16 protein-coding genes are annotated in these 13726 nt (G+C 67.5%); 13 read left to right on the forward strand and 3 right to left on the reverse strand.

The window, feature by feature from the left end; genetic code table 11:
• The first annotated feature begins 143 nt into the window (after window positions 1-143).
• From ABD978_RS43300 to ABD978_RS43320, 5 genes are all read left to right on the forward strand, one after another.
• Entirely contained in the window at window positions 144-731 is a 588-nt protein-coding gene (locus tag ABD978_RS43300; RefSeq protein ID WP_345367535.1) for an HD domain-containing protein, read from the forward strand.
• 117 nt (window positions 732-848) lie between these two features.
• A complete protein-coding gene (locus ABD978_RS43305; protein WP_345367537.1) occupies window positions 849-1385 on the forward strand; it encodes a hypothetical protein in 537 nt (178 codons plus the stop codon).
• A 232-nt stretch (window positions 1386-1617) separates the two neighbouring features.
• A complete protein-coding gene (locus tag ABD978_RS43310; RefSeq protein ID WP_345367539.1) occupies window positions 1618-1911 on the forward strand; it encodes a WXG100 family type VII secretion target in 294 nt (97 codons plus the stop codon).
• Between the two features lie 47 nt (window positions 1912-1958).
• Complete coding sequence (locus ABD978_RS43315; protein WP_345367541.1) at window positions 1959-3329, forward strand: WXG100-like domain-containing protein; 1371 nt, start codon at window positions 1959-1961, stop codon at window positions 3327-3329.
• A gap of 54 nt (window positions 3330-3383) precedes the next feature.
• Window positions 3384-3785, forward strand: coding sequence for a hypothetical protein (locus ABD978_RS43320; RefSeq protein ID WP_345367543.1), 402 nt, complete (start codon window positions 3384-3386; stop codon window positions 3783-3785).
• Window positions 3786-3946: 161 nt separating this feature from the next.
• Here the strand turns inward: ABD978_RS43320 and ABD978_RS43325 are convergent, their stop codons facing one another.
• Window positions 3947-4249: a muconolactone Delta-isomerase family protein gene (locus ABD978_RS43325; RefSeq protein WP_345367545.1), complete on the reverse strand. Its 303-nt coding sequence runs from the start codon at window positions 4247-4249 to the stop codon at window positions 3947-3949.
• A gap of 146 nt (window positions 4250-4395) precedes the next feature.
• Between ABD978_RS43325 and ABD978_RS43330 the strand changes: the two genes are divergently transcribed.
• The 4 genes from ABD978_RS43330 (at window position 4396) to ABD978_RS43345 (ending at window position 8260) form a co-directional block, all read left to right on the forward strand.
• A complete protein-coding gene (locus tag ABD978_RS43330) occupies window positions 4396-5310 on the forward strand; it encodes a LysR family transcriptional regulator (protein WP_345367547.1) in 915 nt (304 codons plus the stop codon).
• Between the two features lie 446 nt (window positions 5311-5756).
• Complete coding sequence (locus ABD978_RS43335; protein ID WP_345367549.1) at window positions 5757-6731, forward strand: zinc-binding dehydrogenase; 975 nt, start codon at window positions 5757-5759, stop codon at window positions 6729-6731.
• 67 nt (window positions 6732-6798) lie between these two features.
• A complete protein-coding gene (locus tag ABD978_RS43340) occupies window positions 6799-7140 on the forward strand; it encodes an EthD family reductase (RefSeq protein ID WP_345367551.1) in 342 nt (113 codons plus the stop codon).
• Window positions 7141-7264: 124 nt separating this feature from the next.
• Window positions 7265-8260, forward strand: a complete 996-nt coding sequence (locus ABD978_RS43345) for an RNA polymerase subunit sigma-70 (protein WP_345367553.1) — start codon at window positions 7265-7267, stop codon at window positions 8258-8260.
• A gap of 182 nt (window positions 8261-8442) precedes the next feature.
• Here ABD978_RS43345 and ABD978_RS43350 read toward each other — a convergent pair whose 3' ends face one another.
• Window positions 8443-9402 (reverse strand): SDR family NAD(P)-dependent oxidoreductase, encoded by a 960-nt coding sequence (locus ABD978_RS43350; protein ID WP_345367555.1) that lies wholly within the window; start codon window positions 9400-9402, stop codon window positions 8443-8445.
• Window positions 9403-9583: 181 nt separating this feature from the next.
• Here ABD978_RS43350 and ABD978_RS43355 point away from each other — a divergent pair, with 181 nt between their 5' ends.
• From ABD978_RS43355 to ABD978_RS43365, 3 genes are all read left to right on the forward strand, one after another.
• Window positions 9584-10477, forward strand: a complete 894-nt coding sequence (locus ABD978_RS43355; protein WP_345367557.1) for a helix-turn-helix transcriptional regulator — start codon at window positions 9584-9586, stop codon at window positions 10475-10477.
• Window positions 10478-10827: 350 nt separating this feature from the next.
• On the forward strand, window positions 10828-11205 hold the full coding sequence (locus ABD978_RS43360) for a hypothetical protein (RefSeq protein WP_345367559.1): 378 nt from the start codon (window positions 10828-10830) through the stop codon (window positions 11203-11205).
• Window positions 11206-11780: 575 nt separating this feature from the next.
• On the forward strand, window positions 11781-12554 hold the full coding sequence (locus ABD978_RS43365) for a G1 family glutamic endopeptidase (RefSeq protein WP_345367561.1): 774 nt from the start codon (window positions 11781-11783) through the stop codon (window positions 12552-12554).
• Window positions 12555-12597: 43 nt separating this feature from the next.
• Here ABD978_RS43365 and ABD978_RS43370 read toward each other — a convergent pair whose 3' ends face one another.
• A complete protein-coding gene (locus tag ABD978_RS43370) occupies window positions 12598-13059 on the reverse strand; it encodes a MarR family winged helix-turn-helix transcriptional regulator (protein WP_345367563.1) in 462 nt (153 codons plus the stop codon).
• Between the two features lie 103 nt (window positions 13060-13162).
• Here ABD978_RS43370 and ABD978_RS43375 point away from each other — a divergent pair, with 103 nt between their 5' ends.
• Window positions 13163-13723 (forward strand): NADPH-dependent FMN reductase, encoded by a 561-nt coding sequence (locus tag ABD978_RS43375; protein WP_345367565.1) that lies wholly within the window; start codon window positions 13163-13165, stop codon window positions 13721-13723.
• The last annotated feature ends 3 nt before the right edge of the window (window positions 13724-13726 follow it).

Genomic DNA, 13726 nt, shown 5'->3' on the forward strand with positions numbered 1-13726 from the left:
CTCGACCGCTGTCACGGATTCAGGGCACAGGGACGGGGAAGCCGGATCAGGGCATGTACACCGGTTCGTCCACATAAGACGATCTTGACACGCTCTTGGGCGCTGTTTGATCTTGGGGGGAGGTCGATGGTTACCGTGACCAGGTGGCCACCACCGCTCTGCAGCATGCCCTCACCGAACCCGGCCCCGACCTGCGCCCGCTTCCTCCGCGCGCCGAGGCCCTGCTCCGCGACCTGAACGCGCCACCCAGGCTCGCCGCCCATCTGCGCGCCGTCCACGACGTCGCCCACCAGATCCTCGACTGGCTCGACCACGACCACGGCAACGTGGCGGCCGACCGCGAGGCGGTCCTGTTCGGCGCGGCCACGCACGACATCGGCAAGACCATCCACGTGGATGAGTTGTCCGGCCCCGGATCGGCCCACGAGAAGGCCGGCCACCATCTGCTCCTGGCCCACGGCGTCGAGGAGCGCCTGGCCCGCTTCGCCCGTACGCACGCCGCCTGGACCGAACCCGGCATCACACTCGAGGACCTGCTGGTCGGCCTCGCCGACAAGGTCTGGAAGGCCAAGCGCGTCCCCGACCTGGAGCAGCGGGTGGTCGACCACCTGGCGGAGGCGAGCGGGCAGGAGGCCTGGCAGGCGTTCCTGGACCTCGACGATCTCCTGACCGGGATCGCCGTCGATGCCGACCGCCGCCTCGCCTTCCAGTCCGTCTACCCGATCACCTGAGTACGGAGCCGATCAACGTTCGATATGTTCCTGTCGGCATGACCGTTTCGGCAGATCGGCGCAGGGGGTTCGCGGATGGACGTCGGCCCGGCTCCGAACGCCTGCCCGCTCTGCCGCATGACCGACCAGACCCAGCCGGTCCCGGGCATCGTCTCGTCCCAGACGGCGTACGCCAGCGCGTACAGCCGGGGATACCGCGCCTACGGCACGTCGAGTTCGGCACTGGCGCAGATGCTGAGCCTCCCTGCGGCCCGGCCACCGCGGGGCCTGGTCACCGCCGGCTGGATCCTCACGCTGCTCGGTGTGCCGTTGGCGGCGCTGTTCGTGCTGGTCTCCCTGAGCGCACACCACAGCTCGTCACATCCCGCGCCGATGTGGGCGTCCGTCATGGCACCCCTGCTCATGACGCTTCCGCTATGGCTCTCGGGCCTGATCTGCAGGGGCATCGGCTACGTACGCATGAGCGCCTTCCGCCGCGGAGCCCCACTCCGCGAGAAGGCCTGGCAGGTCTGGTCGACGGCCCGCTACTGCTTCCGCGACCACGTGGTCTTCCTCCCGCATGGCGCCCACGCCCCGGCCCAGTTCGCCCGTTCTCTCATCTTCGATACCGCCCAGCACGCACTTACCGGATCTCATACGCCCATCAGATCGTGAGACCGATGGCTTTCGTTCGCTGCGCAGTGCGAATACAGGAAACTCCGTGGTGACCACCTCGACACCGCTTACCTGGACCGGAGGTGGATTCATGTACCGCACTTTCTACGCACCTTGACGTCTCGTGTCATGGTGTCATTATTTCCGTGGTGCGGATGCGTGACAGGTGCGGAATCGGCGAGTGAGAACCGGGGTGCGCTCGCCGTCGGCAACCTGAACCGGGGGTGGCGGAGTGAGAAAGCGGATCGTGGCGGAGTTCGCCGTGCTGGAGAAGGCCGCCAGGGAGTTCGAGGCCGTGCTGGTCATCCTGCGGAGAGAACTGGCCGAGTTGGATCGTGACCTGCGCGCGTCTCTGGTGTCCTGGGAGGGTGATGCGGCGAACGCGTACTGGGTGGCGCACGACGAATGGCAGGCGGCGGCCGATGACATGGCTGAGCAGCTTGCGTCGCTGCGCAGGACACTGGTGACCGCGCACGGCAACTACCGGACCTCCCTACACGCCAACGTGACCATGTGGGACGTATGACCGGCAGGCCTTTCCCCTGGTCACCGCCGCAGGCGTGGCATCCGCCGATGGCCACCTCCTCACGCGTCGAGGTGACCCCGGACATGGTGGCCGGCGCGGCGAAGAACTTCGCGGTCGGCCAACGAGACATCGTGGACGCGTGGATGCGCCTGCAAGGCGCGCTAGAGGCCAACCATGGGATGGCCGGTGACGACAAGGCTGCGCACGCGTTCGACGCAAAGTATGCGCCCGCGGTGCAAGCTGTCTGGAAGGGTTTCCGGCAAGCGATCGTCGTGCTCGGCGGGACCTCCCTTGGCCTTACCCAGACCGCGAATAATCACCTCAGTGCCGACCATCGCTCGCGTGCTGATGGACGGCATGCGCCCATCGGGCTCCTCGGCCCCAACCAGGTCTATCCGGACATGTCGATGACGGTGTCGGCGAGCGCCATCGGACCGGCGGCGACAGGGCCCTATCTCGGCGCGAACAAGGTTCTGGCGAAGTTACTGGCCGGTTACTGGCCGGCAGCGCAACCTAACAATCTCGAGAGCGCAGCCGGCGCATGGCGTAACGCGGCGAGTGAGGTGATAAAGGTCGCCGATTGGCTGGACTGGTGCATGGGTCGGCTAACGGACTCCACCAGCGCACGCGACTTCGCTGCGATGCAGAAGTACTGGACGAAGGTCCACCGACCCGGCGATGGGCACAGCCTGCTGGGTGGGCTCGCCAAGTTGTGCGACGCGCTGGGTGATGCCTGCGAGGGTTTCGCGGGCGTCACGTGGAGCGTCCAGAACAAGGTCAATCTAATCGTCAGCGCTCAGGAAGTGCTCGTCATCCTGACCGCCGGAACCGAAGAGATCATTGCCCGCCTCACCGCCGTCCTCGATCGGATGGCCGCGGCCGGCGTGGCGGCGGTCTCACGCGTCACCGGACGCACCATTACCGCGGAGACCGTTGCCGGACTGGAGGCCGCCACCGCCGGCACCCCGAAGATCGAACCCGTCGAAGCGCAATTCGAGGCCACCGCGGGCAAGGCCCTCGCGGACGAGATGGGCGCCACGGACAGCGGAACCTTCGCCAACTCTGATCTGGCGAAGGCCGCTTCCAACGGTCAAGAGCGAGGTCTCGCGTACGAGGCCTACTTGCAACAGAAGTTCACTGGGGGCGACCCGTTCTCCAGTGGGGGTAGGCAGTTCGATGGCGTATATTCATCACCAGAGAACGGAGTCACCTGGTACGAAGCAAAATCGGGTCGCGCACTTGAGGATTTGACCGGTAATCCAGACAAATTCAGCAGGTTCAAGTCCAATGCTGGACAGCAGGCGGCGATCGCGCGCAAAGAGGGCGTCCACTTCGAGATCGTCTCTGAGAATCCGATACCCGAGTCGGTGAAAAGCTGGTTGGATAAGAAGGGTATTCCGTATCGAGTAGTTCCATAGACCGGATGTGGATGACGCAAGGAGCTTGGTTTGGGACGCAGGGCAGAACTTGACTTGACCTTCAAGGCGCCGGTCGGCCTCGATCGAGTATTGGAGGAGCTCGGCAAGGCCGGTTGGAGCACCGTAAAAGACAATGAGATCCTCTATATGTCAGAAGACTACGACTGGAACTTCGCCAGTCCCGAGGACTATGCCAAAGTCCGCGAAGAGTTGGATAGCACCCTGGCGAACGGCGATGACGCCGCAATATCGCTATGGACGGCCGAGGGTACTGGGATCAACCTCATGCTCCGCCCGGGCATGACACGTATCAACGTTGGTCTGGACTTGTCTCGTCGCACGCTGGACTACTCTCCAGGACTCACCGATCTGCCCTGGTACCTCAGCAAGCTCCTTCCATCGTTCGCGCGGCTGGGTCTCGTAGCAATCGTCGCCCGAGACGAATACGAGGATTAGCACGGCAGTTGATGTGGTTCGGCGAGTCGATCCCAGCTGCTGTCGGGGGAGTCGGAAGAGACCGGCTCTCCGCCGCGGGTGAGGCGGCGGGGAACCGAAGAGCGGTCCTCGCCGTGCGGTGACGACGGCGAGGAGCCACAGGGGGAAGGGGCGTCTCGTGGTCAGCCGGCGGTGTCGCCGCTGCCCGGGTCGTTGGGGTGGGGGTTCAGGGCGGTGACCGCGAAGGTCATCCAGTCATGCAGGGGCAGGGTGCCGAGGACCTTCTCGTGCAGTTCGGTCTCGTCGGCGGCGCGCCAGAGGCCGATGCTGCGCAGTTCGCCGACCGGGCGCCAGAGCCGGACCAGGTGGCCGGCGGCGGCGAGTTCCCCGGCGCGGACCGCTTCGGCGGCGCGGCGACGCTCGACCTCGGCCGGGTCGGTGCCCGCCGGGACATCCGTAGTGATCTCGACCAGAAACTCCCTCATGGCCGTACCTTCATCCTCTTCGGCGGGCGCCATGATGTGCCACGGATCTCCATGGCCCCAGAGTGCACCCGTGACCAGGGACGATGCCACGACCGCCTTTCTCCCTCCTGGTAGGCGGAGCCTCTCAGAGCCGTACCATGGCGAGCGTGGAGCTGCGCCAATTGCGGTACTTCCTCACGGTCGCCGAGGAACTGCACTTCGGTCGGGCCGCCGAGCGGCTGCTCATCGCCGGGCCGTCCCTGTCGCAGCAGATCAAGGCGCTCGAACGTGACCTCGGCGTACGCCTGTTCGATCGCGACCGCCGCTCGGTGTCCCTCACGCCGGCCGGCGCGGCTTTGCTGCCGCACACCCGTGACCTGCTCGAACGCGCCGATGACCTGCAACGGCGCGCGGCCCGGATCTCCGGCTCCGAACCGGTACGGCTCGGTTACGTCAACTGGGTGCCCGCCGATCTGACCGCCCGTACCTCCGCGGTCGCGCAACTGCACGTCGACACGTGGATCGTTCCCTCCCACGCCCAGGCGGGCAGGGTCGCCGACGGCAGCCTCGACCTCGCGGTGTGCTGGGTACGGACCACGGATCTCACCGATCTCGACCTGCGGGCCCGGCTGCTCGGTGCCGACCGTCTCTATGCCGTCTCCACCGGTGAGGACACCAGCGAGGTCCACGCTCGCGACACCGCGGTCCTCATCGACGACGACACCGGTTCCTGGAGCTCATGGAACCTCTTCGCCGAACAGCTCGCCCAGGACACGGGAGCCCGCCCGGTACGCATCTCCGACGGCGGAATCGCCGGCCCCGCCTTCTTCGACCACGTCCGCCGCAGCCGACGCCCGATCATCAACTCACCCAAAGGCCAGACGACCGCGCTGCCCCCGGATCTCGTCCAGCGCCCGGTGATCGCCCCGAAGGTCTACTGGACCTGGTCGCTCGTCTGGCGCCGCGGCGAGGTACGGCCCGCCGTGCTCGCGACCGCCGACACTCTGACCGAGAGCGTCGGCGACCTCGGAATCCACGAGCCGGACGCCTGGCTGCCCGCCGACGACCCGTACACGCGGTAGCCACCGCCGCTCCAGGCCCAGGTCGACCGCCGACGACGTGGACCCCGCCAGGTGCTGACGGCCATCGGGAAGTGGTGATCAGCGCAGGACTCTCGCCAGGTACGCCGCGGCATGGATGACGCGGACCGACTGGCCCTGTGCCGGGCGGCTGCTGCGTGAGGGAAAGACGCGATCTCTTGGAGGACGTGCTCTCCCCGGAGGACAGGCGCGGCCTGGCCCCGCTGTTCTGGTTGCACGTGCTCCCGTACGGAAGAAGTCGAGCTCGACATGAACAGCACGTTCCCCCTCGGCGGAAGCCGACCCCGTGAGGTTCGGGGGCGGTCGATTCCTTTGTGCGGTGGCCGGGGTCTACATGGGTGGGAGGCGGGCCCGCGCGACGGGCCGTTCGGTCTCTCTCATGTACGCCGAGAAAGTAAGGCTGATCGCCAATGAGCATTCCCGCGACCATGCGCGCGCTGCGGCAGACTTCCCTCAACGGTCCGCAGGACATGCGCCTGATCACCGACGCGCCGGTGCCGAGCCCCGGTCAGGGCGAGGTCCTGATCCGCGTCACCGCCGCCGGGGTCAACTTCGCCGACATCTCGAAGGCTCACGGTACGTTCGCAGGTGGCCCGCAGCCACCGTACCTGGCGGGTTTCGAGGCCGCCGGTGAGGTCGTCGCGGTGGGCGAGGCGGTGACCGGGCCGCAACCGGGGGCCCGCGTCGTCGGCGTCGGAACCGGCGCTTTCGCCGAGTACATGGTCCTGCCCGCGGCTGCGGCGGTGCCGGTGCCCGCGGGATGGACGGAGCAGCAAGCGCTGGGTCTGGTCGTGAACTGGCCCACCGCGCTGGCCGCGCTCAGGCCCCTGGGCGGCATCGCTGCCGGGCATGTCGTGCTGATCCACGCTGCGGCGGGCGGGACCGGCCAGGCCGCCGTGAGAATGGCCAAGCACTACGGTGCGACGGTCATCGCCACCGCCTCGCCGGGCAAGCACGAGATGGTGCTGGCACTGGGAGCCGACCACGTCCTGGACTCTCTCGGCGGCGACCTCGCCGCCGAGGTGATGGACCTGACCGGCGGTTCCGGCGCCGATGTGGTCCTGGAGTCCGCCGGCGGCGCCACTTTCGCCGCCAGCCTGGCCGCGGCCAAGCGGGTCACCGGCCGGGTCATCGTCTACGGCGTGGCAGGCGGCGAAGCCCCGATCACCAACTGGGAGCTGGTGTACAAGCACCAGGTCCACATCGTCGGCCTCAATATCGGCGTGCTGATCCAGGCCGCACCGCAGATCTTCGGCGAGCTGATGGGTGAGCTGTTCGCGCTGATCGCGGCCGGCGTGCTCGCCCCCAGCCGGCCGACCGTGTACGACCTGGCCGACGGCCCGAAAGCGCTTACGGAACTGGAAGCCAGGGCCACCGTCGGCAAACTGGCCCTGCTGCCCTGAGAAAACCCCGTAGTACCGAGCCGGTGACGCCGCACACCGGAGGTTCTCATGACAGGAGCTGGAACAGATGACCGCAACCGTGGACCCGGCCACTAAGCAGAGGGCGCGATTCGTCGTGCTGTACGACAGGCCCTCCGACGTCGACGCGTTCGAACGTCACTACAACGACGTCCACATCCCGTTGGCGAAACAGTATCCGGGACTGCGTCGTTACACGCGCAGTCACGAGCCGGCAGCCGTGATCGGCGAGCCGTGCTACATGGTCGTGATGCTGGACTGGGACGACCTGGCCGCGCTGGAAGCCGCGCTCGGGTCAGAGGTCGGCCGGCGCACCGCCGAGGACGCCGCGGCGAACCTGGCCCGCTACGCGACCTTTCGCGGCATGATCCTGCAGCTCGACGAGGTCTGATCGTGGACGCCGCCGCTGCGAGAGGGTCCCGCCTCGTCGATAGTGCCCGAGCCGGAGTCTGGCGTTGTCGGCGGCGTCGGCACGTGGACCATGCCCAGGGGCGCTGCGGTACTAGGCTCCCGGCGTGACATCGGAACTTCGGGCGGCGCCGAATCAGGACCGGTTCACCGCCGAGACCGAACGGTTCCGCCGGGAGCTGTTGGCGCACTGCTATCGCATGGTCGGCTCGGCGCACGACGCCGAGGACTTGGTGCAGGAGAGCTATCTGCGGGCGTGGCGGTCCTACTCCGGATTCGAGGGCCGGGCGTCGATTCGGTCCTGGCTCTACAAGATCGCCACCAACGTCTGCCTGAAGGCGTTGAAGCCGCGCCCGATCCGGGTGCTGCCCTCAGGCCTGGCAGGCCCGTACGACGGACCCGATCGCCCGCCGAGTGCCGTTGCGCCGGGCGAGGTCTCCTGGCTGGAACCACTGCCGGACGCATGCATCGCCCCGCCCGCCGACGATCCGGCCGCGGTGGTGGTCGAACGCGAGTCGCTGCGGCTGGCGCTCATCGTCAGCCTGCAGCACCTGCCCGCCCGCCAACGCGCGATCCTCATCCTGCGCGAGGTTCTGGCGTTCTCGACGGCCGAGACCGCGGAGATCCTCGACACCACCACGGCGGCGGTCAAGAGCGGTCTGCAGCGCGCCCGTGCCCGGCTGGACGAACTGGAGCCGGAGCGCGAGGAACTGCTTGAACCGACCGACCAACGGGCACGCGCGCTTCTCGACGGCTACATCGCAGCCTTCGAACGCTCCGATGCCGGTCTGCTGGAACAGGTGCTGCGCACGGACGCCACGCTGGAGGCGACGCCATTCCGCGAATGGCAGGCAGGCCGGGCGATGTGCATCCACATGCTCGACGCGTACGTGCTGGGCACACCGGGCGACTGGCGGATGATCGCCACCACGGCCAACGGCCAACCCGCCGCCGTCGTTTACCACCGGGATGCGGACGGGGCGCTCCGCGCCGACGGCGCCGTGGTGCTGGCCGCCACCGCCACCGGCGTCTCCCGCGTGATCAAGTTTCACGATCCCGCGCTGGCCGCGACGTTCGGCTTCCCGGACGTGCTCGCGCACTGACACAACGATGGCGCTTGATCAACCCCAACCCGACCGCGGACCCCCATTTTCCCTGCCCGCCTACCACCGGCTCGTCGGCCACCTGCCACCGCCCGGCCTGGCCGTCCACCACCAACCGTCAACCACCAGTCCTGCCGGCCGCCCACCACCAGGTTTCGGTGACCGCCGGCAGCCATGGGCGGTCAGGATCGCTGCTCGGCAGCGGCGAGCAGGTCGAGCGACAGCCGCCACAGCCGGGCCGCCTTGGACGGGTCCAGCGCGTGGTCCGCGACGCCACGGCGTACGCTCGGCCGATGGGGTTCGGCCTCCTGGCAGTCCTCGAAGTACTTCCCGGTGACGCCCTCGACCAGGGGCGAGGCGGCGAGCAGCACCGAGGTCGCGGCGCCCTGCTCGATGTCCTTGACCGACACGCCGTTGCTCTGGCCGGGTTCGAACGAGGCCGGGGCGTTCGTGGGCTCCCCGATGTGCCGGGCGAGGTTCGTCGAGGCGATGCGCCCGGGGTTGAGGGCGTTCACGGCGATGCCGTCGGCGGCCCAACGGCGGGCGGCCTCGACGGCGAACAGGATGTTCGCCGTCTTCGACTGGCTGTAGGCGGCCCAGGGGTCGTACGGGTGGTGCTCGAAGTTGACGTCCTCGAACAGCACCTCGCCGTTGACGTGCCCGACCGAGCTGACGACGACGACCCGGGCGTCGCCCGCCTCCGTGAGCGCGTCGTGCAGGCCGGTGGTGAGCGCGAAGTGACCGAGGTGGTTCGTGGCGAACTGCAACTCCCACCCGTCCGCGGTCCGCGTCTCCGGTGAGGCCATGACCCCCGCGTTGGCGACGAGGATGTGCAGCGGCCCGTCCCACGCGGCCGTGAACGCCGCGATCGACGCCCGGTCGGCCAGGTCGAGCGGCGCCACCCGGACCCGTACGCCGCCCGTCGCCGCCCTGATGCCGGCGGCGACCTTCTCGCCTGCCGCGACGTCGCGTACGGCGAGGGTGACCTCGGCACCGGCGGCGGCGAGCGCCCGCGCGGTCTCCGCGCCGATGCCCGACGAGGCCCCGGTGACGATCGCCCGGCGACCGGTGAGGTCGACGCCCGCGACGACCTCCGCCGCCGTGGTCCGCGCGCCGAACGGAGTGGTGAGACGTGCCGTCATGAGAGTGCCTTCCTGTGCTGCCGCCCGGCGGTGATCGTGCGCCGGGCGGTGAGTGCCGTACCTCCAGCGAAGCAGCCCGATCAAGCCCGCCGAGCGCCATGACGGGCCCCGCTCGACCGGGGGACCGGCAGTACCCCTCTGGCGCCGGATCCACCGTCGCCGCGCACGTACGGTGGAGGGCATGGACGTGCACCCTTCCGCACGACGCGACCGCTCCGACCTGGGAGAGTTCCTGCGTACGCGCCGCGGGCGGGTCAGGCCGGAGGACGCCGGCCTGACCCCCGTGCCGACGGTCCGGCGGGTGCCGGGGCTGCGCCGTGAGGAGGTCGCGCAGCTCGCCGGAGTGAGCGTCGACTACTACGTCCGCCTCGAACGCGGCCGGGACGTCAACGTCTCCGAGGCCGTCCTGGACGCCATCGCCCGCGCCCTACGCCTCACCGACGACGAGCGCTCCCACCTGAACGCGCTCGCCCGGCCCGTACGACGTCGGCCCCGGCCGGTGCCGCCTCAGCGGGTACGGCCCAGCGTCCACCGGATCCTGGAGACGATGGGCGACAACCCGGCGTTCGTGGTCGGCCACCGCACTGACGTGCTGGCCGCCAACCGCATGGCGCGGGCGCTCCTGACCGACTTCGACGCCCTGCCGTACCGCGACCGGAACATGGCCCGCTACATCTTCCTGGACGAGGCCGCCCGGAGCCTGTACGCCGACTGGGAGACCGTCGCCCGCAGCAGCGTCTCGGCCCTGCACCTGTACGCCGGGCGGCACCCGCACGACCCCCGCCTCGCCGAGCTGGTCGGCGAGCTGTCCGTACGCGACCAGGATTTTCGCCGGTGGTGGGCCGACCACGACGTGGCAAGACGCACGCACGGTTCTAAGCGCTTCCACCATCCCGTGGTGGGCGACCTGACGCTGAACTACGACGTGCTCGCGCTGACCGACGACCCCGACCAGCTCCTGGGCGTCTACACCGCCGAACCGCGAAGCCCGGCGGAGGAGGCCCTGCGCCTGCTGGCCGCCTGGACCGCCGACCCCTCGGACGAGAAAAACCCGACCACTCCGTATGTTCGGTGAGCCCCGTCCCGCCGGGGTGGTGGCCGGCCTTCCCGACCGACCTCGCGGCGCTCACCCTGCCCGGTGATTCTGCAGCTTCAGATTCCAGCGTTTTCCGTGAAGCGCTCGGCAATCCGAGGGGGAATGTCACAAGATGGCGGCAGAAGGGCCTTAGGACACAAGGGGCCAGCCGCTCTTGCCGAGAGTGAGGCGGAGGGCCGGAGTCAGCCCCTTCCGCTCGTCGATATGAGAGAAGTGAGAAGAGGCAGGCGATGCTTGAAGCGGTCAGGACCCATGGGCGCTCCGTCGTGGTGCTCCTCCTTCTCGGGGCGACTGCGGCCGTACTCACGGCGTGCGCGCATGGAAAGAAGATGGAGGCCACCACCTGCGCCTCGCCGAAGGTGGTCTTTGTCATCGGAAGCAAGCAGATCGTGGCCAGTTCCTGCAGTGACGAGTACGTCACTCAGCCCACTGAGACCGTCCGCGTCGGCCAGCGAATCAAAGTCGTCGCTCGCGCCGGCGAGACGATTCCCTTCAGCGATGAGCAACGAGTCCTCCGCGAGGTCTCCCGCACCGGTGACCGCCGGACCGCCGAGTACCAGGCGCTCCGGCCCGGCAGCGCTGGACTCGATATCCACTATGGTCCGCCGTGTCCCGACTCCGAAGAAACCGGTGAGTCGACCTCACCTCGCCACTCCGGCACGGATATCTGTTCCCTGCTGCCGATCCGGGTCGTTGCGGCGAATTGAGGGCGGCTCGGCATAGTCATTTCGGTCAACCTCGAATAAGGCGTGCCCGTCCGTTTCTGGCCATAGATCATTTAGGGTGATCTTGGCGGCTAACGTGTTACTCGCGTATTTCGTCCTGCTTCTGGTGGTAGGGGGTCCAGGCAAGGCGCCAGGCAGGGCCGAGAGCACATACGGAACACGCGAGGGGAACAGATGCGTCGCGCTACGTGGGGATATGCGAGCGGAGCGGCACTTATGGTGATCAGCCTGACCGCCGCCACTCCCGCGTCCAAGTCGGACAGAACTGACGGCACCGCTATGGAGTGCCGCCAGATCCCGGTAATCAACACGTACTACACCAACTCTGCGGGAAGGCGTACGGCAACACCTTCTGCGGACTCGTCGACGACACGCGTCTACAACGTCTATGGCGGCCCTATGTCGGTCACCGTGCCGCCCAAGACCTGGAATCCTGTCGCCGCATCGGACGCGGAGATTCAGCGTTACGGGCTCTATCCCCGACCGAAGTCACCCGCACGGCGCAAGATCTGGGAGGAGATGTACTCCCACGTCACGTCCTGGGCCGTCCCCGACATGTGCGCCAGAACGTCTACGCGGCCACTCCGAAGTATCCGACCAAGAACGCGCCGACCTGGTCGGGCGCCGTGGCCAAGCAGGTGAAGAAGGCTCCGGCGTTCACGGGGGCCTCCTACATCTTCGACGAGCCGTCGTTCGACGGAGTCTGCAACACCGCGTCCTCCTACAACCTCTGGTCCGGCCTGGGCGGAACCAAAGATGGCCGTCTCATGCAGAACGGTGTCGACAACATCGGCGGAAAAGGGCCCAACGACGACTACGCCTGGTGGGAGGTGCTCAGCAAGGACCGGAAGAACTACCTCCCAGAGATGAAGGTCAAGAACTTCAGCGTCCGAGCCGGTGACCGGGTGTTCGTCGGAACCAGCTACTACGCTCCGAAGAAGCAGGTCTCCTTCTCGTTCTACAACTACCGCACACGTAAGGCCGTCACACTGGGCCCCTGGGGAGTGATCAACACTCCCCAGGGAAGCTTTCTCGCATCCGTCTTCTATGACGGGTCCACGGCGGAGCAGATCGTAGAGCGCTCCCAGACTCTCAAAGACGGACCGCTGATGCTGCGCAAGCCGCACGCAGGCTACAGTCACACCTACGAAGCCGGCTTCTCGAACGGCAAGCAGGACGGCGAGGACTTCGCCTTCAAGAATATCTACCGATACGTCATGCAGGACATAAAAATCAATATCTCGGAGCCGGTCAAGTTCATCTCCAAAGTGAAGCACGAGGGCTCGTACCTGGCTCAGTGGAACAACAAGTGGGACCGCTGTTACGCCTAGGCAGGTTCACCCGCCGGCATCCCGGACTGACTCCGGCGGTGCCTCAGGTCGCCGCCGCGATTCGCTTCAGGACGTCGGTCAACCTGGCCAGGTCCTCACCCTGGACGTGGTCGAGGACCTGCCGCCGCACGCTGGCCAGATGAGCGGGCCATGACTCCTCCAGGCGTGCCAGACCGGCCTCGGTGAGCATGGCGTTGGAGCCGCGGCGGTCCTCCTCACATTTGACGCGCTTGACGAGGTCCTGCCGTTCCAGCCGCTCGACGATACGCGTCATGCCGCTCAGGGAGAGGTCGCAGCTGGCCGCGAGCTCGCTCATGCGCATGAGTCGTCCAGGGGCCTCGGACAGGTGCATCAGGGCCGTGTACTCGGAGAGCGGCAGCTGACGAGCACTCGCCATGTCCGCGTCGATGCTGCGGGGCAGCACCTGGATCACCCGGCCGAGAGCACGGATGAACGCCTCCTCGTCGGGGGTCATCGGCACGACGGGATCTCCGGTGACGGTCATGGGCCCAGGGTAGTCGCTTGACGAAGCAAGTATCTATCATGTTTGCTTGCTCAATCAATTAAATCCGGTTCGCGAACCGGATGAGCTTCACCCGGAGAAGAACATGACGAAGATCGGCATCATCCTCGGCAGCACCCGCCCCGGACGCAACGGCGAGGCCGTCGCTCGGTGGGTCTACGATGTCGCCAGCCGCCGCACCGACGCGGAGTTCGAACTCGTCGACCTGCTCGACTACAAGCTCCCGCACCTGGACGAGGCGATCCCGCCGTCGCTGGGCCAGTACACCCAGCCGCACACCCTGGCGTGGGCAGAGAAGATCGACTCGTTCGACGGCTTCATCATGGTGACGCCGGAGTACAACCACTCCACGTCCGCGGCGCTGAAGAACGCCATCGACTTCCTCTTCGCGGAGTGGAACAACAAGGCGGTCGGCTTCGTCAGCTACGGCTCGGTCGGCGGCGCCCGCGCCGTCGAGCACCTGCGCCTGGTGGCCGGCGAACTCCAGATGGCCGACGTCCGCGCCCAGGTCGCCCTGTCCCTGTTCCACGACTTCGAGAACTTCAGCACCTTCAAGCCCGGCGACCACCAGGTCGAGGCCCTGAACACCACGCTCGACCAGGTGCTGGCCTGGAGCAGGGCCCTCGCCCCGCTGCGCGAGAAGTAGGAC

The organism is Actinoallomurus liliacearum (assembly GCF_039542035.1).
Taxonomy (GTDB): Bacteria; Actinomycetota; Actinomycetes; order Streptosporangiales; family Streptosporangiaceae; genus Actinoallomurus; species Actinoallomurus liliacearum.